We start from the raw sequence: 20297 nt of genomic DNA on the forward strand, positions 1-20297 counted from the left end.
ATAAGGAGGCAAAATTATGAGCAAGAAACGTATGCTGTTTACGTCGGAATCGGTTACGGAAGGTCATCCGGATAAAATGGCTGACCAGATTTCCGACAGCATCTTAGATGCCATCATCGCCCAGGACCCGCAGGGCCGTGTGGCTTGTGAAACGTTGGTAACGACCGGTCAGGTACATGTGGTTGGTGAAATCTCCACGACCTGCTATGTGGATATTCCGAAAATCATTCGCAGCACGGTAGAAGAAATCGGCTACACCGATGCCGCTTACGGTTTTGACTGTAAGACCTGCGGTATTTTGGTATCATTGGATGAACAGTCCCCGGATATCGCTCAGGGGGTAAATCAGGCACTTGAAGCCCGCGAAGGCAAGCTTGATGAAGCAGATGCAGTGGGTGCTGGTGACCAGGGCATGATGTTTGGTTATGCCACCAACGAGACGCCGGAATTCATGCCGCTGCCGATTGCGCTGGCGCAGAGACTGGCACGCCGTCTGACGGAAGTCCGCAAGAATGGCACGCTCGGATACCTTCGTCCGGACGGCAAGACGCAGGTTACCATTGTCTATGAGGATGGCAAACCGGTGGCTGTGGATACCATTGTTATCTCTACCCAGCATGATGAAGATGTAACGCTGGAACAGATTCGCAAGGACCTCATTGAGCATGTGATCAAGCCGGTTGTACCTGCTGACCTGCTCAAGGAAGAAACCCGTATCTTCGTCAATCCGACGGGCAAGTTCGTCATCGGCGGCCCGCAGGGTGACTCCGGTCTTACGGGCCGTAAAATCATCGTTGACACCTATGGCGGCTGGGCTCGTCATGGCGGCGGTGCTTTCTCCGGCAAAGACCCCACGAAGGTTGACCGTAGTGCCGCTTATGCTGCCCGCTATGTGGCCAAGAATATCGTAGCGGCAGGTTTGGCCGACAAGTGCGAAATCCAGCTGGCGTATGCTATCGGTGTAGCGTACCCGGTTTCCGTCATGGTGGATACGTTTGGCACCAACAAAGTGGCCGAAGAAAAAATCGAAGAACTGGTTGAAAAGCATTTCGACCTGCGCCCGGCTGGCATCATCAAGATGCTTGACTTGCGCCGTCCGATTTATAAGCAGACGGCTGCTTATGGCCATTTTGGCCGTACCGATGTGGACCTGCCCTGGGAACACACGGACAAGGCAGATGTGCTCAAAAAAGAAGCCGGTCTGTAATTTTATAACCTTTGCAAGTAAGCCTTTCCTGCGGGAGGGGCTTACTTTTTTCGTCCGTAAAGGAAGGATTAAGGCAAAAAATGTCTAATCATAATACATTGAGATAAGTTTTATCTCCTAATTGTGAGAGGAGTTGATTGCTATGCTGGTTTGGATTGAGCGTTTGGGCCGTGTGGGGACAGATGAGTTGTTTGGCTTTGGTTTGTCGCCGGATGCTGTAACTGGGGAAATTTTGCTCGACCCGTTGGGGAATACCAGAATACGCAAAAAAAATAAGGCGATGTCGGAGAGTCAGACATTGGTAGTGGAAAGCAGGCTGGACGAGTGGATTCGCAGCCTGGGCTACTGCCAGCTGTCCTGCATATCTGCTCCCCAATATCTGACCGGGGAAGAAGATGAAGGTATACATAGATGGCGGCCGCGTGAACTGGATTTGCGTCCGTTGAACCTGCCGGTGCATGGGGAGGGAATTTTGCCTGAAGTCGATTGGGACGCTGCGCTGGAGTGGGGATAAACACAAAAACTTGTAAACTTTAATTAATTATTGTAAAATAGGTAGTGTTGAGTGTAAATATTGTATGAGGATATGTTATATGAGTACATCTACCTATACGAAGCGCATTATTCCCTGTCTGGACGTCAAAGATGGCAGGGTGGTGAAAGGCACGAATTTTGTGGGGCTGCGGGATGCCGGTGACCCGGTGGAACTGGCTGCTCGTTACGACAAGGAGCGGGCCGATGAGCTGGTGTTTTTGGATATCACCGCATCGAGCGACAAGCGCGATACCATCGTGCAGGTGGCACGCGATTGTGCCAGCCAGGTTTTTATTCCCTTTACGGTGGGCGGCGGTATCCGTACCGTGGAGGATATGAGCCGGATGCTGAAGGCAGGAGCCGACAAGGTTTCGGTCAATACGGCTGCGATAAAAAATCCGGAACTTATCCGTGAGGGTGCGGAGAAATTTGGCCGGCAGTGCATTGTGCTGGCGGTGGATGCCCGCCGTAGCGGCGAGGACAAATGGGAAGTCTATGTCAATGGCGGCCGAACCCCGACAGGGCTTAATTGCCTGGAATGGATAACCAAGGCTGTTTCCTTGGGCGCCGGCGAGATTTTGCTCACCAGTATGGATGCTGACGGCACCAAAGACGGCTATGATATCGCCCTGACAAGGGCGGTTTCGGAGGCGGTAAATGTCCCGGTTATCGCTTCCGGCGGCGCGGGAAAACTCGAACATTTTTATGATGTGCTGACCGAGGGCAAGGCGGATGCCGTGTTGGCGGCGTCTGTATTCCATTACGGTGAGTTTACCGTGCGGCAGGTTAAGGAATATCTAAAATCACGGGGCGTGGAGGTAAGATTCTGATGAGTGCAGTAGACATTTCGATGATTAAATTTGACGACAAGGGCCTTGTACCGGCTGTGGTGCAGGAGGAAAACGGACAGGTACTGATGCTGGCCTATATGAATAAGGAGTCTTTGGAAAAGACCATTGAGACGGGCTATACCTGGTACTACAGCCGCAGCCGTCAGCGCCTTTGGAACAAGGGCGAAGAATCCGGCAACAAGCAGAAGGTCAAGGAGATTTCCTATGACTGCGACGGGGATACCCTGCTCATTAAGGTACATCAGACCGGTGTAGCCTGCCATACAGGCACATATACCTGCTTCAGCGGCCGCAAGCTGGTGGAGGAGAAGGAAAAAGGTCTGGTGGTTGTCGAGCCGGAGCAGGAGACTTCGCTGGCCACGGTGCTCAATGACCTCTATAATGTCATTCAAGAACGTCAGCTGAATCCGGTAGAGGGTTCTTATACCAATTATCTCTTTGAGAAGGGGCAGGATAAAATCCTCAAGAAAGTCGGCGAGGAAGCCGTGGAAACGGTCATTGCCTCCAAGAACAACAAGAGCGAAGAAGTGCTCTACGAAATGGGCGACCTCTGGTATCACTGCCTGGTGCTTTTGGCTTATCACAAGCTGACGCCGGACCAGCTGCTCGATGAACTCATGAGCCGCCGCAAGGGTGGGAACTATCATAAGTTCACCGGCAAGACCGGGGTAAGACCGGATATGTAAGAAAAAATTTCGGTAAAATAGTGTATACGAGGGACATTTTTCTGCTTTATCGCAGGGAAATGTCCTTTTTTTCGTTGCATTATGGCAACTGGAATGATAAAATAGTAAAGAATGAATTGTTCGGACTTTGATTGCGCAGACGCAATGAAATATAAGAATTATAAATAAGCAAGAAGACAACTGAATTATGGAGGTGTAATTTTTGGCAAAAGCACAAAAACTACAGATTATTCCCTTGGGCGGACTGGGGGAAATCGGCAAGAACATGACGGTCGTCCGTGTTGGCGATGAAATTCTCGTGATTGATTCCGGGCTCATGTTCCCCGAAGAAGATATGCTGGGCGTGGACCTCGTTATTCCGGATATCAGCTATCTTTTGGAGAATCGCGATATGATCAAGGCGATTGTCCTGACCCATGGGCACGAAGACCATATCGGTGCCCTGCCCTATGTCCTCAAACAGCTCAATGTGCCGGTTTATGGTACGCGTTTGACGTTGGGCATTTTGGAAGGCCGTCTCAAGGAAAATGGTGTGGATTCGAGCAATCTGCATTCGGTAATGCAAGGGGACATTATCAATGTGGGCTGTTTCAGCGTGGGCTTTATCCGTGTGAACCATTCCATTCCCGATGCAGTGGGGCTTTCCATCAAGACGCCGGTGGGCATGATTGTCCATACGGGTGACTTCAAGCTCGACTACACGCCGATTGACGGCAAGATGACGGATTTCCGCCGTTTCTCGGAGCTTGGGAACAAAGGGGTTCTCCTGATGATGGCCGATTCCACTAATGCGGAACGGGCTGGCCATACGCCGAGCGAAAGCACGGTTGGAGCGTCCTTTGACAAGGCTTTCCACGGTGCCCGCAGCCGCATTATCGTGGCAACCTTCTCTTCGAATGTACATCGTATTCAGCAGGTTATTGACACTGCTGTGCGCTATAAGCGCAAGGTGGCCATCTTAGGCCGCAGCATGGTAAATGTGGTGACCATTTCCTTGGAGCTTGGTTATATCACCGCTCCGGAAGGAACTATAATTGATATTGATGAAATCAATAACTATCGCGCCGAACAAATCGTTATTGTCACCACGGGCAGCCAGGGTGAGCCGATGTCGGCCCTGACCCGCATGGCAATGTCTGACCATCGCAAGGTAACCATTGTCCCCGATGATACCGTTATCATCTCGGCTACGCCGATTCCGGGCAATGAAAAACTCGTTTCCAAGACCATTGACAACCTCATGCGCTTAGGTGCAAATGTGGTTTATGGCCGGGATAAGGAAGTTCATGTATCCGGTCATGCCAGCCGTGAAGAACTGAAACTCATGCACAACCTCGTGCGTCCGAAGTTCTTTATCCCTGTACATGGTGAGTATCATCATTTGGTACAGCATGCCAAACTGGCGCAGGAACTGGGCATGCCCAAGGACCATATCTTCCTCGGTGAAAATGGCTATGTATTTGAATTCACCCGCGATAAAGGTCAGGTAGCCGGTAAGGTTACGGCCGGCATGGTCATGGTTGATGGCCTGGGCGTCGGTGATGTCGGCAACATCGTTCTGCGTGACCGCCGTCAGCTGTCGCAGGATGGCATTCTGATTATCGTCGTGGCCATGGACAGAGCATCCAACACCGTAGTGGGCGGCCCGGATATCGTTTCCCGCGGTTTCGTCTATGTTCGCGAATCGGAAGCACTGATGGACGAGGCACGTGCCAGAGTCGAACAGGCTTTGGACCGCTGCCAGGATGAAGGCGTCAAGGAATGGGCAGCTATCAAGGCCAACGTTCGCGACGCTTTAGGGCGGTACCTCTTTGAAAAGACCCGCCGCCGTCCGATGATTCTTCCAATCATTCAAGAAGTATAAGTTTGTAAAGCGCAGTCCGCAGATGGCTGCGCTTTTTGCGTATAAAACAATAAATTTAGGACGAAACAAGAGAAATTTCTGTTTTTTGTTGACGCGCCTTTATTTATCGGCTATAATACGACTTGTTAGTATATTGAAAGGGGATTACTACTATGGCAAAAGAAGTAATTAGCAAGACTATTCTCGTTGATAAAGTTGCAGAAGCTGCTGGCGTATCCAAGAAGGACACGAAAGCTGTTGTTGATGCACTGCTCGAAACGGTAAAGGAAAGCGTTAAGGCTGATGCAGAAATCCGCCTGATTGGTTTCGGTACCTTCAAGAAGGCACATCGCAATGCACGTTCCGGCCGCAACCCGCAGACGGGTGAAACCATCAAAATTGCTGCCAGCGACAGCCTCGCATTCAAATCCAGCGTTAAATACTAATTTGACGGCAGACTGCCCTCACTTTTGTGAGGGCAGTTTTTTTATATAAAATTATTATCCTTTGCAGGAATTAAAATGAAATTCAGAGAATATAGAAAACAGTATATGAAATGGAGGGACTGTCAATGAAGAACTACAAGAGTACCAATATCCGCAATATTGCAGTAACCGGACATGGCAAAACGGGCAAGACCAGTCTTTTGGATGCATGTTTGTTCAATACGGGTGTTGTAAAGCGGCTGGGCAGTGTGGAAGACGGCACCAGCGCGCTGGATTATGACCCGGAAGAAAGCAAGCGCAAGATGACGATTGGCGCAAAATTAGTAGCGTGTGAGTGGCGTGATTTCAAACTGAACTTCATTGACACCCCCGGCTATCCTGATTTCGTTGGTGATGTAAAAGGAGCTATGGTGGCTGCTGACAGCGCACTGATTGTCATATCCGCATCCTCAGGCATCAAATCCGGAACCGAAAGCGCATTTGCCTTTGCCGAGGAAAATGAACTGCCCAGAGCATTCCTGATTAACAAGATGGACAGGGAACATGCTGATTTTGACGGTGTAGTAGAGGAACTGCGGGTTCGCTTTGGCGATGGCGTTGTGCCGGTGCAGATTCCTATCGGCAAGGAAGCAGCTTTCCAGGGCGTAGTTGACCTGTTGGCTTTGCATATGAAGATTGTGACCCATGACAATGAAGTGGTGAAGGACGAAGTACCGGAATACATCAAAGGCGATGTGGAAGCCGCCCGCCAGAAACTCATTGAAGCAGTGGCAGAATATAACAATGAACTGCTGGAAAAATACATCGAAGGTGAGGAAATCACCGAAGTAGAAGTGGCAGCGGCCATGATTGAAGGTATTCAGGCTGGTAAGATTTTCCCCGTGTTCTGTGCTTCGGCAAAACAGAATATCGGTATCCGTCAGCTGATGAATGGGCTGGTGGAATATATGCCCACGCCGTATTTCAAGGTGTCCATCGGTACAGACCCCGTCAGCGGGGAAATCAAGGAACGCCGTACGGAAGATGCGTTCTCCGCGCAGGTCTTTAAGACCACCGTTGACCCCTTTGTAGGCAGGCAGAGCTTTATCCGTGTCCTGTCCGGCGAAATGAAGGGTGATGCCAACTACTTCCATGTCAATAAAAATGGCGAGGAACGCATCGGCACACTCTTTACCATGCAGGGCAAGCGCCAGGAAAATCTCAGTCAGGTGGCTGCCGGCGATATCGTGGTCACGACGAAGTTACAGCAGGTGCGTACCGGCGATACCCTTTGCGATAAGAGCAATCCCATTCAGTATGAAGGCATCAGCTATCCTGAGCCCATGCTGGAAATGGCGGTAACATCCAAGAAGAAGGGCGAGGAAGACAAGGTCTTCGGCGCCTTGGCCAAACAGCAGGACGAAGATCCGACGCTGGTGGTGCAGAAGAAGCAGGAAACCAGAGAAACGCTGGTCAAAGGCATTGGCGAAGTCCATCTGGAAATTCTGGCCGAACAGCTGCAGCGGAAATTCGGTGCAGAAATGGTGCTCTCCCAGCCGAAAGTGGCTTATCGGGAAACTATCCGCAAGAGCGTGCAAGTGCAGGGCCGTCATAAGAAACAGAGCGGCGGTCATGGCCAGTTTGGCGATGTATGGCTCGAAATCAGCCCGCAGCCGGCAGGCGAAGGCAATGTCTTCACGGAAACCATCTTTGGCGGCAGTGTACCGCGTCAGTATATCCCCGCTGTTGAGAAAGGGACGGAAGAAGCTCTGGCCGCAGGCGTAATGGCAGGCTACCCGGTGGTGGATGTCAAGGTCAACCTCTATGATGGTTCCTATCACTCTGTTGACTCGTCAGAAGCGGCCTTTAAGACGGCTGCAGGCATTGCCATTCGCAAGGGCGTTATGGATGCTTCGCCGATTCTGCTTGAACCCATTGACACTATCCGCGTGACTACGCCGGAATACTATATGGGCGACGTTATGGGCAAGCTCAACAGCAAACGCGCACATATTTTGGGCGTGGACAGCAAGGGCAAGGATATGAGCGAAATTTCCGCCCTTATCCCCGAAGCAGAACTCTATCGTTTCGCCACCGATTTGCGCAGCCTTACCCAGGGCCGTGGCTCCTATAGTCTCGAATTTACCCGCTACGAGCCGGTGCCGGAACGCGAAGCAGTAAAGATTATTGAGGCGCAAGGGAAGAAGAAAGATTAAGATTATAGCATAATCGTACCCCTGATACCTATTGGGATAAGGTGAATAGGTGTCAGGGGTGATTTTTAGAGAGGGGGCGTTATTGTGCTCGGAAAATTCAAGTTTAATTCATTGCTGTGTGTGGGTCTGATTGCCGTTACGTTTGTCGGAAGTGTGGCCGAAGCAGCGCCGCGGGCGATTGGCGGCTTTTTCAAGCAAATCCGGCAGCAGAATTTTATGGACAGGGATGAGCAGGGCGAACATGAAGTTTTGTACCAAAAATTTGCGGGGCTGGCTGTGGATAAGGAACTGCGTGAACGCTTTCCCAAGCTTAGTGCAGCTATTGAACAGCGAACCGCTGCCGATTGGGCACGTTTGCAGAAGGAAAGTGCCGGCATGAAGGCCGAGGCTGTGCAATTCCGGCAGGAAAGTCCGAATTATTATCATCCCTTTGCACAGGAGGTGGATGTTATCATGCGCCGGGCGGATGATGCTGTGGTCAGCTATCTGGAAATGGAATACACGAATGGCGCCGGTGCCCATGGCATGTATGGCTGGCAGGGGGTAAACTTCAATACCATGACGGGCGAGGAAATTGCCCTGTCGGATGTGGTGAAGGATATGGGCAGGTTTACGGATATCATCATTGCCCAGCTCAAAAAAGAACACCCGGATGCGGTTTTCTTTGACCTGGAAAAGCATGTGCGCAAGTATGCCTTGATGGATAAGCTGAACTGGACACTTGACCCGCGTGGTGTGACGGTTTATTTCAACCCATACGCCATTGCTCCTTACGCCGAAGGGCTGTTGCAGACGACGGTGCTGTTTCAGGAACAGCCGCAGCTGTTTAACGAAGCGTATCTGGAAACCGCAGAGGCGTATGCCCAGCCGTTCAGCGGTTATTATCCCTTGGCGGCTTCACTCAATGACAATGGCCGGCGTGATGTTCTGTCTGTTGATGAAGGGGAGAACAAAGTGACCGTTACGGTAAATGGCCGAAAGAGCGTTTTCGATACGCCCCTTACGAAATTGCAGCCGGTTTTGGTGCATATGGCGAACAAGGACAACTATCTTTATATTGACGGCCAGACCGCAGAAGGGAACAGGCAGACGTTGGTGCTGAAGGTGGAAAAGGGAAAGGCGCATCATGTGGCAACCCTTCCTTATACCTTCCTGCATACGATTGCGGTATCGCCTGCTGAGCAGCAATATTGGCGCTTTATGACCAATCCGAATGGCTTTTATATTGACCGGGCAGCTGCACCGGGACACTCGACCAAAACGGATATCTGTGCGGTGGGCGCTGATGGGCAATTGACTTTTGGTTAACTTGATTTTTGGCCCTATTTATGCTAATATAATGGGCAGAGATTTGTCTTTGAGGCGGGGGGCAGTTCCCCACCGGCGGTATAGCCCGCAAGCCTGAGCGTTCAGGCACGATTCGGTGAAATTCCGAAGCCGACCGTATAGTCGGGATGAGAAAAGGCATGTTTGTTTGCATGCAATTTTAGCCACCGCGAAGATAATTCCCGGTGGCTTTTTCGTCTCATTCACAAACCTGAATTCCCGAGAATTTGAGGTGATGAATTTGCAAGATGAAGATTTTATGCGGGCAGCGCTAGACTTAGCCCGCAACGCCATTGGCCGCACGTCGCCTAATCCCTTGGTGGGTGCGGTGATTGTGCGGGAAGGACGCATTGTCGGCGCTGGCTGGCACCGCAAGGCGGGCACGCCGCACGCGGAGATTCATGCGCTCAATATGGCCGGGGACTTGGCAAAAGGCGCCACGCTCTATGTGACGCTGGAACCTTGTTCCCATTATGGCCGCACCGGCCCTTGTGCCGAAGCCGTGGTCAAGGCCGGAATTAAGCGTGTGGTCATCGGCATGGGCGATCCCAATCCCAAGGTAGCCGGCAAAGGCATAGCTATCCTGGAACGGGCCGGCATTGAAGTGCGCTGTGGCGTCTTGGAAGATGAGGCTCGCGCACTCAATGAAGTGTTCCTGAAATGGATAGCCACGCAAAAGCCCTTTGTGGTGCTCAAAACAGCCATGAGTCTTGACGGCAAGATTGCCACGCATACCGGAAAATCCCAGTGGATTACCGGTGAGGCGGCAAGGCAGCGTGTCCATGAGTACCGGGATACCTATGACGGTATCATGGTGGGCATTGGCACGGTGCTGGCGGATAATCCGAGCCTTACGGCGCGGCTGCCGGACGGACAGGGGAAAAATCCTGTGCGTATCGTCGTGGACAGCAAGGCCCGCACGCCGCTTGATGCCAAACTGGTAACTGATGGTGCGGCACTGAGCATTATTGCCGTGACAGCCAAGGCACCGCAGGAGCGCGTGCAGGCGCTCAAAGATAAGGGCGTAGCCATCATGGTTGCTGGTGACGGCGAACAGGTGGATATGGATCTGCTTATGCGCAAGCTTGGCGAAATGGAGATTTGTTCGGTGTTTGTCGAAGGCGGCGGGCAGGTGAATTTCTCCCTGCTTAAGGCCGGACTCGTGGATAAGGTTCATGCCTTTATCGCGCCCAAGCTGATTGGCGGGCGTGAGGCGCTGACGCCGGTGGAAGGTGAAGGTTTTGCTGAACTTACCGATGCGGTGGAACTGGAGCGTACCACGGTAGAAAATATTGGCCAGGATATTTTACTGACCGGTTATGTAAAAGGGCGGTGAGGGATTGTTTACAGGCATAATTGAAGAAGTAGGGCAGGTCGCCCGTATCGGCGGTGGCAGTCTCGTCATTACCTGCGCCAAGGTAATCGAAGATGTGCATTTGGGCGACAGCATTGCGGTCAACGGCATATGTCTGACGGTCACGCATTTTGACAAGTCAGGTTTCACGGCCGATGTAATGCCGGAAACGGTGCGCCGCACGTCGCTGGCTGAACTCAAAAAGGGCAGTCCTGTGAATCTGGAACGGGCGCTGACACTGGCCAGCCGTTTGGGCGGTCATATCGTCAGCGGCCATATTGACGGTACCGGCGAAATTGTCAAATTTGCCGATGAAGGCAATGCCATTTTGATGACGGTGAGCGCTAACAGCAGTCTTTTGCGCTATATCGTCGAGAAAGGCTCTGTGGCACTGGACGGCATCAGCCTGACGGTGGCCAAGGTGACGGACAGTGATTTTACCGTCAGCCTGATTCCGCATACGCGGGAGGTCACGAATCTGGGCAGTAAAAAGACGGGCAGCCCCATCAATATTGAAACGGATGTGCTGGGCAAGTATGTGGAAAAGATGCTCAAAGGCAGCAGCTCCGCGCCAGCCAAGGCACAAAGCAATATGACCCTTGATTTTTTGAGGGAAAACGGATTTTAAGCAAGGAGATAGAATATGTCAGATTTTGCAACGGTTGAACAGGCAATCGAAGATATAAAAAATGGTAAGATGGTCGTCGTGGTTGATGATGAAGACCGCGAAAACGAAGGCGATTTGATTGTCGCTGCGGCTACAGTTACGCCGGAAGATATCAATTTCATGGCTACTTATGCCAAGGGGCTTATCTGCACGCCGATTGACGGCAAGCGCCTCGATGAGCTCAATATTGGTCAGATGGTGGTCAACAATACGGATAACCATGAGACGGCTTTTACGGTGTCGATTGACGCTTACGATACGGAGACGGGCATTTCCGCTTACGAGCGCTGCCAGACCATCCGTCTGCTCTTGGACCCCAAGGCCAAGGCATCGAGCTTCCGCCGTCCGGGTCATGTATTCCCGCTGCGTTCCGTAGAGGGCGGTGTACTGCGCCGTGCCGGTCATACGGAAACGACCACGGATTTGGCACGCCTTGCCGGTTTCTATCCCGCAGGCCTTTGCTGCGAAATCATGGACGATGACGGCCACATGATGCGTACGCCGAAGCTCATTGAGTTCGCTAAGGAACACAATCTCCATATGATTACGGTAAAATCCCTGATTGAATACCGCAAGCGTACGGAATCCTTTGTGCAGAAGGTTGCGGATGTGGATTTCCCGAGCAAATTCGGCCATTTCCGCATTAAGTCCTACGAAAGCAAGCTCGACGGCAAGTGCCATTTGGCTATCGTCAAGGGCGATGTGGAAGGCAAGAAGGATGTGCTCGTGCGTGTGCATTCCGAATGCCTGACGGGCGATGCTTTGGGCTCCCTGCGCTGTGACTGCGGCGACCAGCTGCAGGCGGCTCTGCAGAAGATTGAAGCAGCCGGCGAAGGTGTAGTGCTCTATATGCGTCAGGAAGGTCGCGGTATTGGCCTGGCCAACAAGATGCGCGCCTATGCCCTGCAGGATAAAGGCCGCGATACGGTAGAGGCCAATGTGGAACTGGGCTTTGCCCCGGATTTGCGCGACTACGGTATCGGCGCACAGATTCTTGCGGATTTGGGCCTGACGAGCATTCGCCTGATGACCAACAATCCGGCTAAGCGTGCAGGCCTTGAAGGTTATGGCCTGACCATCACGGAACGCGTGCCGCTGATGATTCATGCCAACAAGTTCGACAAAAAGTATCTGACCATCAAAAAGACGAAGATGGGCCATCTCTTAAATGATGACACCTTAAAATAATTTATGGTTTTGGGAGGAAATGACAATGGCTAATGTTATTGAAGGTTTTATTACCGCAAAAGATATGAAAGTGGGTATCGTAGTAGCCCGCTTTAACGAATTCATCACGAGCAAGCTCTTAGGCGGCGCGTTGGATGCCCTGCATCGCCATGAAGCTAAGGACGAGGATATTGATGTAGCCTGGGTTCCGGGTGCATTTGAGATTCCCGTGGTGGCCAAGAAGATGGCTGAATCCGGCAAGTATGATGCTGTTATCGCGTTAGGTGCTGTTATCCGTGGTTCGACGACGCATTATGACTATGTCTGCAACGAGGTTTCCAAAGGGGTTGCCCAGGTTGGCATGCAGACGGGCGTACCGACTATCTTCGGTGTGGTGACCACGGAAAACATCGAACAGGCTGTGGAACGTGCAGGCACGAAGGCTGGCAACAAGGGGACGGATGCTGCTATGGCTGCTATGGAAATGGCAAACCTGCTGAAGAAAATCGGCTAAGTATTTAGGAGGCTGAAAGCAAATGAAAATTGGCATTATCAGCGATACGCACGGCCATGAAGGCGCATGGCAGACGGCTTTTGACAAGCAGTTCCATGATGCGGATATGATTCTTCATGCCGGGGATGTCCTCTATCATGGGCCGCGCAATCCCATGAAGGCAGATTATAATCCGGCCGGCCTTGTGGAAAAAATCAACAACTGCCCGGTGCCGGTCATCATTGCCAAGGGCAACTGCGATTCTTCCGTAGATGCCAGCTGCCTGGAACTGCCCATTGAAGCGCCTTATGCCTATGTGGTGGCCGAGGGGCTGCGCATTATCGTGACCCACGGTGATGCCGTGATGACGGATGCTGAGAAGGATAAACTGGCGGCACACTTAAAGGCCGACCTCTTTATCAGCGGTCATATCCATACCACGGTGCTCGAAAAGCGGGGCAATACCGTCTTTTTGAATCCGGGTTCAGCGGCTCTTTCCAAGCGGGAGGACAAGCGCAATACCTTTGCGGTGCTGGACAAAAAGACGATTTCGATTTATGATATTGATACGGACGAAGTTCTGGCAACTTATACGTTTGATTGACAAGCAGGCCTTCCCGCAGGGGAGGGCCTTTATTATTGAGAGGAAAGATGTAATGAAAGACCATTTAGTAAAAGCCACCGCCGATGGTGTACGCATTTATGCGGCAGTGACTACGGATTTAGTAAATGAGGCGATTCGCCGCCATGACTGCTATCCGGTGGCGGCAGCAGCCCTGGGGCGCACGATGACCGGGGCACTTTTGCTCGCGGCCAACCTCAAGAACAAGGAAGCGCTGACGGTGAAGTTTAACGGTGGCGGCCCTCTGGGGATTGTTACTGCCGATGCTACGCCGGAAGGTTATGTGCGCGGCTATGTGGGCAATCCCCATGTGAACCTGCCGCTCAATGACAAAGGCAAGATTGATGTGGGTGGCGGTGTTGGCACGAATGGTACCGTGTCCGTGACCCGCTTTACGGGCCTTAGAAATCCCATTACGGGCAGCTGCGAAATCACCGATGGCGAAATTGCCGACGATTTGACGAAGTACCTCTATGTTTCCGAGCAGACGCCGTCCAGTATCGGTCTGGGCGTTCTGGTGAATCCGGACTTCAAGTGCATTGGGGCGGGCGGTTTCTTTATCCAGCCGCTGCCGGATGCGACAGAGGAATGTATCTCGAAGCTTGAAGCCAACCTGCAGAAGGTGAATTCCGTTTCGCATATGGTGGAGAAGGGCTACTCGGCTAAGGATATCATTGCGGAAATGCTGCAGGGCTTTGACATCAACTATATGTCGGAAACGGATTTGGCCTTCAAGTGCCACTGTTCCAAGGAAATGCTCTTTAATGTGCTCATCAGCCTGGGCAAAGAGGATTTGGACAGTCTGGTTGCCGATGGCAAGGCGGAAGTTTCCTGTCATTTCTGCAATGAGAAGTATGAATTTACCGGCGAAGAACTGCAGGAACTGGCGGCAGCTGCCGATAAAGTGCGCTGATATACCACTTTAGAGAAGAGCGGGTCTTGCAAGACCCGCTCTTTTAGCGTATAATGAATCTGTTGTGTTATGTGTGTGATGTGTTAATTTCATATTTCCCCAAGAAAGGCAGGAATGTATGCTGCAACTGAATGAACAGGAATGCTGGCAGATGTCTACTGGACTTACGCGGATTATGTCCGCCTCCGTGGATGAATTCCGGCATACAGTGTTCGAAGTGCTGAGTGAGGTTGCTCCTTTTGACTGCGGTATTTCTTATGTGGTAAAGAACGAACCAGACAAAAAACATTGTCTGGAACCGATGGCATATCCCCATGCCAAATTCGTTCCCACCGTCGCAGAAATTTTTAAGGCGGCTGACCTGGCACATAAATCCAGCGTTTACACCACGTTGGAGTGGCAAAAAAAATCATTGGTGTTCCGCGATTCGGATATGTTCAGCAATGAATTTTTATCCCATACGGAAATTGGTCAACTGATTAGCAATGAATGGGGCATGAGTTATGCCTGCAAATTGTTTTTGGTACATCATGGTCTGCTCTTAGGCAAATTCTGGCTGTTGCGTCGTAAAGAAAGTGGCAACTTTGATGAGAAGGAACTGTTCCGGATGCGCCTGCTCGAACCCCTGATTACCCGTCGTATTTATGAATTCCATCCCCAAAATGCCAAGGGACAGCTGGCTAAAAAGATTTTGATTGAGCGTTTTGGCCTCACGGACAGAGAGCGGCAGATTACCGGTCTTATCTGTCGTGGTATGACTAATCATCAGATTGCGGATAAATTGTTCTGTGCTGAAGCCACGGTGAAGAAGCACATATCTTCGATTGCGAAGAAGATGAATGTATCCAACCGCACAGAAATCTTCCATTGCTGTGTGATGGAAAAAGCGGTGCAAAGTTTTATTTGATTTTTTTTGAAAAAGCCCTTGACGAGTGTAAAGCTAAGTGTTATTATATTACATGTCCTTGAGAACAGGGCTAACGACTCACTAGCTCAACTGGCAGAGCAACTGACTCTTAATCAGTAGGTTCACGGTTCGATTCCGTGGTGGGTCACCATTTGAAAATTGCAAGCTCTTAGGCATAGCCTGAGAGCTTTTCTTGTATTATCGGCAATGAGGGACAAAGATGAAGGATGAAACCATCGCCAAAATCAAAGAGGAAACAGAAGGCTGGGCCTATATGGCCGCCTTGCCGGAAGAGTGGCATGGCTTTACCTTAAAGCGGGAGCCGGTCATCGGCAAGGATAAATATGATTTGTATGCCTATGTCAATGAGGAATGGCATAAGAGTGCCATCGTTTATTTCCATGAGGAAACTCATGAGTACAAGGTGCGGCTGAAAATCGGGCTGATTGAATTTGCCCGCATTGAGTTTATCACGGCGAAACTTTCTGTGTTTGAGGAGCTTTTGGTTGCACAGTTTGAACAGGTGCTCAAGGATATGGCGCAGTTTAATCCGGCCACCCTCAGCAGCATTGTCAGGGGACTCAACCTGCCGGAATGGCAGTATGGCCTTGATTTGCCTGCGGAAAATGAAGGCTTTGAACTCTTTATCCGCCCGGCGGAACCCGTCAAAATCAACAATGGTTCCTATATCGTCATTGATTACGTGGATTTTACGCTGGTGAGCAGTTTTACGGTTTATTATAATATCTACCGGGATGAATTCTTCTCCGAGGCGCGGATTTGGAACATTCCCGATGTAAATTACGACTTTGACTCCAGTGACCTGCGGGAACTGGAAGAAAAACTGAGCAGCCGCATGCCCGCCCGCCTGCAGCAGGTCAGAAAATGGGCAGAGGAACAGAAGGAGCAGATACATTATGGTAATAATTGATAAGGCAATTTTACATATCCTGGACTTTAACTCCGGCATGACGGTGTATTCGGATGAAGAACTCACGGTGCAGGACAGCATTGAAACCTTCCTGCTCAAACACATCGAAAAATCCTGGGGCAGCCAGGATGCCAAGCCGGGAACGTTTTATGACGACAGCCATTGTGCCCAGCTGGTCAAGGAATATCTGGGCGGCGAAATGAGCTTCGTGCCGTTTTCCAAGGAGCTTGCCAAGAAACTCGAAGATGCTTTCGTCCATGCTGAGGAAATGGCTTCGAGTGATGTGATTGTGGCCGATGTGCGCATTGATGACCGGCGGCAGATTGTGATTTTCAAGTCAAACAGCCATATCGGCTACACCCATCAGGTCAATCAGACGGAAGCGGGCATCAAGAACGAAATCATCAATCATTATTCGATTATGCCGAATCTCTCGCAAAAGATGGAGGAATTTGCCTTTATCGACACGGAGAGCAAGGAAATCTCGGTCACGGCGAAAAAATACACCATTGACGGCAACAGCATTCTGGTATTCCCCGAAATCCTCTTGGAATGCAGCCTGACCCCATCGCCGAAGGAGGCCATCAAGAACCTCAGCAAGACGGCAGCGAAAGTCGCTGAGGCTTATGGGCAGGACAAGGTGGCCACGGAAGCGGCGGTCAAGAGCTATGTAACGGAGAACATGCAGAATACTGACGAGTTGGATTTGGTGGAAGCCGGCAAGGAAATCTTCAAGGAAAATCCTTCCATGCAGGCAGATTTTGACAATGCCATCAAGGAGGCAGGCTTTACGGAGCCGGTGAAGATGGACCAGGAAGCTACCATCAAGAAGATGTGCAAGCATAAGCTCAAGACCGATACGGGCATTGAACTGACGATTCCCTCGGAGTATTTTGACAATACGGAGTTCATGGAGTTCCATAACAATGAAGATGGGACGCTGTCGATTATGCTCAAGCATATCGGCAATATCGTAAATCGTGGCTGATAGGAGATTGCTATGCAAGTAAATGGCGATTTAGCCAATATCAAAACGTATATTCTGAAAAAACTCAAGGCCCTCTATGATATGCGGGTGCCCATCGGGCAGATTTCCACGCGGGAACTCAACGAGGAAATGCTGGCCATCACCGAGGATACAGACAGGGAAGTGGCGGTATACCTGAACCGTCAGGGCAAGGTCGTGCAGGTATCCTTGGGCGATACCGCGACGGTGGACTTGCCGGAGTTCAAGCAAAAGACCCGCTCGGATTTGCGTCTGTCGGGGATTCGCTGCATTCATACCCATCCGAGCGGGGATGTGCGCCTGAGTGCGCCGGATTTATCCTCCCTGCGCCGTCTGCGCTTTGACTGCATGGCGGCCATTGGACGCAAGGACAAAAAGATTATCGGCTGCCTGGCGTTCTTTGCGGGCGAAATGAGCGAGGACGGCACGCAGCTGTTGACCCAGTATGGCCCTGCAGAGGATAAGATACTCGCGCAAATCAATTTGAATCTGTTGGTCACGGTGGTCAATAAAAAATTGGCGGCCCAGAGCACCAAGAGCACCGATGATGAAGTAGAGCGGGCCATCCTTGCCGGTGTGGAACGTCCTGGAAGCAGCTGGCCTATTGAAGAATCCATGGCGGAACTTGAACGCCTTGCCGATACGGCCGGCGCCAAGGTTGTAGCTACCTTTACCCAGCGCAAGGAAAAGCCGGATGCGGCGTTTTTCTTAGGCCGCGGGAAGGTCAATGAGCTGGCGATGGAGATTCAGAATTTAGAAGCGACTCTCCTGATTCTCGATGATGAACTGACGCCTTCCCAACAGCGCAATCTGGAACGGATGTTAGGCGTCAAGGTCATTGACCGCACGGCGTTGATTCTCGATATCTTTGCCCAGCGGGCGCGCTCCCGTGAGGGTAAGCTGCAGGTAGAACTGGCGCAACTCCGCTATAATCTGCCCCGGCTTAGCGGACAGGGCCTGGCACTATCCCGCCTCGGCGGCGGTATTGGTACCCGCGGCCCCGGTGAAACCAAACTCGAAGTGGACAGACGGCGGATTTACAGCAAGATTCACGATATCGAAGAACAGATTGACGGCATGAAGAAAAGCCGCAGCCTGCACCGCAAGCGCCGCAAGGAGTCGCAGATTCCCCTCGTGGCCCTGGTGGGCTATACCAATGCGGGCAAGTCCACACTCTTAAACAAGCTTACAGGTTCCGAGGTTTTTGCCGAAGATAAGCTCTTTGCGACCCTTGACCCGACAACCCGCCATCTGCAGCTGCCGGAAAAGCAGGAGATACTGCTGACCGATACCGTAGGCTTTATCCAAAAACTGCCCCATACCCTGGTCAAGGCTTTCCGGGCAACCTTGGAGGAAGTGCAGGAAGCCGATTTGCTCCTGCATGTGGTCGATTGCAGCAATGAAAATCTCGAAGCCCAGATTGAAGCCGTGGTGGCGGTGCTCAAAGAACTGGAAGCAGACGGCAAGCCCGTGCTCTATGTCTTTAACAAGGCGGACCAGCTTGCGAATCCCCATATAAGAGAACAGCTCTTACATGGGCGCGATGGCGTCTTTATCTCGGCTATGACGGGAGAAAATCTCGATGCCCTGCAGCGGCGTATCGAAGGCTTTTTCCAGGAAAGTCAGGTGCGCATGACGCTCTTGATTCCCTATGATGAAGGGGCGGCAGTCACGAAACTGCATAAATTAAACGCCGTGGTGGAAACGGCGTATGAGGAGACAGGCACGAAGGTGGAAGTGCGCCTGCCCTTATCGGAAAAAGATAATTTCACAAAGTATGAATTAAAGGAGTAAGTTTACATTGGCTTTTTCACAGAAAATCGTTGACCTCAAAAAAGAAGTATTGGCAGAGTCGCAGGAGCTCTTTGCACATGTGGACGCGATTGCCGAGGAAAACACGCTGAAGGTGCTCGATGCCATGCGTGAATGCAAGGTTTCGGACGCGCATTTCAACACGACTTCCGGCTATGCCTATGACGATATCGGCCGCAGCAAGCTCGAAGAACTCTATGCGAAAATCTTTGGTGCGGAACGCGCTTTGGTGCGCACGCAGTTTGTGTCAGGCACCCATGCACTCGCTACGGTGCTGTTCGGCATCCTGCGTCCCGGCGACGAGCTCGTATCGCTGACGGGCAAGCCCTATGATACCATGCAGACGGTTATCGGCTATGACAATCCCAGCCCCGGTTCCCTCAAGGAATTCGGCGTGCTCTATAACGAACTGTCCATGATTGATGGCAAAGTCGATATGGACGGCATCAAAAACGTCATCACCGACAAGACCAAGATGGTGGAGATTCAGCGCTCCCGCGGCTACAGCATGAGAAATCCTCTGTCCATCGAGGATATCAAGGCCATCTGCGCCGAAGTGCACCGCCTTAAGCCGGACTGCATCTGCTTTGTGGATAACTGCTATGGCGAGTTTGTGGATACGTTGGAGCCGACGCAGGTGGGTGCAGATATTATGGCCGGTTCCCTGATTAAAAACCCCGGTGGCGGCATTGCGCCGACGGGCGGCTATATCGTCGGCAAGGATAAATTGGTGGAACTGGCTTCCTATCGTCTGACGGCACCGGGCATGGGTGATGAACTGGGCGCAAGCCTCGCCAACAACCGCCTGCTGTTCCAGGGCTTGTTCCTAGCTCCCCATGTGGTGGCGCAGTCCATCAAGGGCGCCATCTTTGCCGCCGGCATGTTTGCCCGCTTAGGCTATAAGACGCTGCCGCTGCCCACGGATGTGCGCGGCGATATCATTCAGGCCATCGAGCTCGGCACGGCCGAAAAGATGGTAGCCTTCTGCGGCGGCATTCAGAAGTATTCCCCGGTGGATTCCTATGCAGCACCGGAGCCTTGGGATATGCCGGGCTATGCCGACCAGATTATCATGGCGGCAGGTACTTTCGTGCAGGGCGCATCCATTGAATTCAGTGCCGACGGCCCGATGCGCGCACCTTACAACGTCTATTTGCAGGGCGGCCTGACTTTTGAACATGCCGTTATCGGCATTATGGGCGCCGCGCAGGCCATTGAGGATTTGGACAAGTAAAACTAAATGTAGCAACTCTTTACAAAAAGCATAAAAATAAGGTATGATAAAGGAGCAGGGATGGCGCAGGCCGCCCTGCTTTTCTGCGATAATAGTGGTTTAG

19 protein-coding genes, 1 tRNA gene and 1 riboswitch are annotated in these 20297 nt (G+C 51.6%); all 20 genes read left to right on the plus strand.

Translation table 11 applies throughout. The annotated features are described in order from the left end of the window. Positions 1 to 16 precede the first annotated feature (16 nt). The gene (metK, locus tag G598_RS0104880; RefSeq protein ID WP_026765995.1) at positions 17 to 1207 is read left to right on the plus strand and encodes a methionine adenosyltransferase; all 1191 of its coding nucleotides are present in this window, start codon (positions 17 to 19) and stop codon (positions 1205 to 1207) included. A 142-nt stretch (positions 1208 to 1349) separates the two neighbouring features. Beyond that, positions 1350 to 1721, plus strand: coding sequence for a hypothetical protein (locus tag G598_RS0104885; protein ID WP_026765996.1), 372 nt, complete (start codon positions 1350 to 1352; stop codon positions 1719 to 1721). Between the two features lie 79 nt (positions 1722 to 1800). Further along, positions 1801 to 2571, plus strand: coding sequence for an imidazole glycerol phosphate synthase subunit HisF (gene hisF / locus G598_RS0104890; protein WP_026765997.1), 771 nt, complete (start codon positions 1801 to 1803; stop codon positions 2569 to 2571). Next, positions 2571 to 3278: a bifunctional phosphoribosyl-AMP cyclohydrolase/phosphoribosyl-ATP diphosphatase HisIE gene (gene hisIE, locus G598_RS0104895; protein WP_026765998.1), complete on the plus strand. Its 708-nt coding sequence runs from the start codon at positions 2571 to 2573 to the stop codon at positions 3276 to 3278. The genes hisF and hisIE overlap by 1 nt, the downstream gene beginning before the upstream one ends. 265 nt (positions 3279 to 3543) lie before the next feature. After that, the gene (locus G598_RS0104900; protein WP_245582762.1) at positions 3544 to 5142 is read left to right on the plus strand and encodes a ribonuclease J; all 1599 of its coding nucleotides are present in this window, start codon (positions 3544 to 3546) and stop codon (positions 5140 to 5142) included. Positions 5143 to 5294: 152 nt separating this feature from the next. Further along, complete coding sequence (locus G598_RS0104905) at positions 5295 to 5567, plus strand: HU family DNA-binding protein (protein ID WP_211221505.1); 273 nt, start codon at positions 5295 to 5297, stop codon at positions 5565 to 5567. 125 nt (positions 5568 to 5692) lie between these two features. Then, positions 5693 to 7762 carry an elongation factor G gene (gene fusA / locus G598_RS0104910; protein ID WP_026766001.1) on the plus strand — a complete coding sequence of 690 codons (2070 nt, stop codon included), beginning with the start codon at positions 5693 to 5695 and terminating at the stop codon, positions 7760 to 7762. An 84-nt stretch (positions 7763 to 7846) separates the two neighbouring features. Continuing rightward, positions 7847 to 9070 (plus strand): RsiV family protein, encoded by a 1224-nt coding sequence (locus G598_RS0104915; protein WP_026766002.1) that lies wholly within the window; start codon positions 7847 to 7849, stop codon positions 9068 to 9070. Positions 9071 to 9111: 41 nt separating this feature from the next. Beyond that, positions 9112 to 9232, plus strand: a riboswitch (FMN riboswitch). A 91-nt stretch (positions 9233 to 9323) separates the two neighbouring features. Continuing rightward, complete coding sequence (gene ribD, locus G598_RS0104920; RefSeq protein ID WP_026766003.1) at positions 9324 to 10424, plus strand: bifunctional diaminohydroxyphosphoribosylaminopyrimidine deaminase/5-amino-6-(5-phosphoribosylamino)uracil reductase RibD; 1101 nt, start codon at positions 9324 to 9326, stop codon at positions 10422 to 10424. Between the two features lie 4 nt (positions 10425 to 10428). Next, positions 10429 to 11070 carry a riboflavin synthase gene (locus tag G598_RS0104925; protein WP_026766004.1) on the plus strand — a complete coding sequence of 214 codons (642 nt, stop codon included), beginning with the start codon at positions 10429 to 10431 and terminating at the stop codon, positions 11068 to 11070. Between the two features lie 15 nt (positions 11071 to 11085). Beyond that, complete coding sequence (locus G598_RS0104930; RefSeq protein ID WP_026766005.1) at positions 11086 to 12297, plus strand: bifunctional 3,4-dihydroxy-2-butanone-4-phosphate synthase/GTP cyclohydrolase II; 1212 nt, start codon at positions 11086 to 11088, stop codon at positions 12295 to 12297. 25 nt (positions 12298 to 12322) lie between these two features. Then, entirely contained in the window at positions 12323 to 12790 is a 468-nt protein-coding gene (gene ribH, locus G598_RS0104935) for a 6,7-dimethyl-8-ribityllumazine synthase (protein ID WP_014424133.1), read from the plus strand. A 22-nt stretch (positions 12791 to 12812) separates the two neighbouring features. Then, positions 12813 to 13373, plus strand: a complete 561-nt coding sequence (gene yfcE / locus G598_RS0104940) for a phosphodiesterase (protein ID WP_026766006.1) — start codon at positions 12813 to 12815, stop codon at positions 13371 to 13373. Between the two features lie 52 nt (positions 13374 to 13425). Then, on the plus strand, positions 13426 to 14304 hold the full coding sequence (gene hslO, locus G598_RS0104945) for an Hsp33 family molecular chaperone HslO (protein WP_026766007.1): 879 nt from the start codon (positions 13426 to 13428) through the stop codon (positions 14302 to 14304). Positions 14305 to 14422: 118 nt separating this feature from the next. After that, on the plus strand, positions 14423 to 15211 hold the full coding sequence (locus tag G598_RS0104950) for a helix-turn-helix domain-containing protein (RefSeq protein WP_026766008.1): 789 nt from the start codon (positions 14423 to 14425) through the stop codon (positions 15209 to 15211). Positions 15212 to 15286: 75 nt separating this feature from the next. Continuing rightward, positions 15287 to 15362: transfer RNA gene (locus tag G598_RS0104955), tRNA-Lys, on the plus strand. Between the two features lie 69 nt (positions 15363 to 15431). Beyond that, on the plus strand, positions 15432 to 16142 hold the full coding sequence (locus G598_RS0104960) for a hypothetical protein (RefSeq protein WP_026766009.1): 711 nt from the start codon (positions 15432 to 15434) through the stop codon (positions 16140 to 16142). After that, positions 16129 to 17130: a nucleoid-associated protein gene (locus G598_RS0104965; protein WP_026766010.1), complete on the plus strand. Its 1002-nt coding sequence runs from the start codon at positions 16129 to 16131 to the stop codon at positions 17128 to 17130. Before G598_RS0104960 ends, G598_RS0104965 begins: the two co-directional genes overlap by 14 nt. A gap of 12 nt (positions 17131 to 17142) precedes the next feature. Further along, positions 17143 to 18942: a GTPase HflX gene (hflX, locus tag G598_RS0104970; protein ID WP_026766011.1), complete on the plus strand. Its 1800-nt coding sequence runs from the start codon at positions 17143 to 17145 to the stop codon at positions 18940 to 18942. Positions 18943 to 18949: 7 nt separating this feature from the next. Next, positions 18950 to 20194 (plus strand): methionine gamma-lyase family protein, encoded by a 1245-nt coding sequence (locus G598_RS0104975; RefSeq protein ID WP_026766012.1) that lies wholly within the window; start codon positions 18950 to 18952, stop codon positions 20192 to 20194. Positions 20195 to 20297: the final 103 nt, after the last annotated feature.

This window comes from Selenomonas ruminantium subsp. ruminantium ATCC 12561, assembly GCF_000424065.1.
Classification (GTDB): Bacteria; Bacillota; Negativicutes; order Selenomonadales; family Selenomonadaceae; genus Selenomonas_A; species Selenomonas_A ruminantium.

What these genes read in the sequence shown, in the direction of transcription:
- G598_RS0104900 (WP_245582762.1), top strand. Translation starts at nt 3,544, where the DNA reads ATGACGGTCGTCCGTGTTGGCGATGAAATTCTCGTGATTGATTCCGGG.
- G598_RS0104885 (WP_026765996.1), top strand. Translation starts at nt 1,350, where the DNA reads ATGCTGGTTTGGATTGAGCGTTTGGGCCGTGTGGGGACAGATGAGTTG.
- metK (WP_026765995.1), top strand. Translation starts at nt 17, where the DNA reads ATGAGCAAGAAACGTATGCTGTTTACGTCGGAATCGGTTACGGAAGGT.
- G598_RS0104965 (WP_026766010.1), top strand. Translation starts at nt 16,129, where the DNA reads ATGGTAATAATTGATAAGGCAATTTTACATATCCTGGACTTTAACTCC.
- G598_RS0104950 (WP_026766008.1), top strand. Translation starts at nt 14,423, where the DNA reads ATGCTGCAACTGAATGAACAGGAATGCTGGCAGATGTCTACTGGACTT.
- G598_RS0104905 (WP_211221505.1), top strand. Translation starts at nt 5,295, where the DNA reads ATGGCAAAAGAAGTAATTAGCAAGACTATTCTCGTTGATAAAGTTGCA.
- G598_RS0104930 (WP_026766005.1), top strand. Translation starts at nt 11,086, where the DNA reads ATGTCAGATTTTGCAACGGTTGAACAGGCAATCGAAGATATAAAAAAT.
- ribD (WP_026766003.1), top strand. Translation starts at nt 9,324, where the DNA reads ATGAATTTGCAAGATGAAGATTTTATGCGGGCAGCGCTAGACTTAGCC.
- yfcE (WP_026766006.1), top strand. Translation starts at nt 12,813, where the DNA reads ATGAAAATTGGCATTATCAGCGATACGCACGGCCATGAAGGCGCATGG.
- ribH (WP_014424133.1), top strand. Translation starts at nt 12,323, where the DNA reads ATGGCTAATGTTATTGAAGGTTTTATTACCGCAAAAGATATGAAAGTG.
- fusA (WP_026766001.1), top strand. Translation starts at nt 5,693, where the DNA reads ATGAAGAACTACAAGAGTACCAATATCCGCAATATTGCAGTAACCGGA.
- hisF (WP_026765997.1), top strand. Translation starts at nt 1,801, where the DNA reads ATGAGTACATCTACCTATACGAAGCGCATTATTCCCTGTCTGGACGTC.
- hisIE (WP_026765998.1), top strand. Translation starts at nt 2,571, where the DNA reads ATGAGTGCAGTAGACATTTCGATGATTAAATTTGACGACAAGGGCCTT.
- G598_RS0104960 (WP_026766009.1), top strand. Translation starts at nt 15,432, where the DNA reads ATGAAGGATGAAACCATCGCCAAAATCAAAGAGGAAACAGAAGGCTGG.
- hslO (WP_026766007.1), top strand. Translation starts at nt 13,426, where the DNA reads ATGAAAGACCATTTAGTAAAAGCCACCGCCGATGGTGTACGCATTTAT.
- hflX (WP_026766011.1), top strand. Translation starts at nt 17,143, where the DNA reads ATGCAAGTAAATGGCGATTTAGCCAATATCAAAACGTATATTCTGAAA.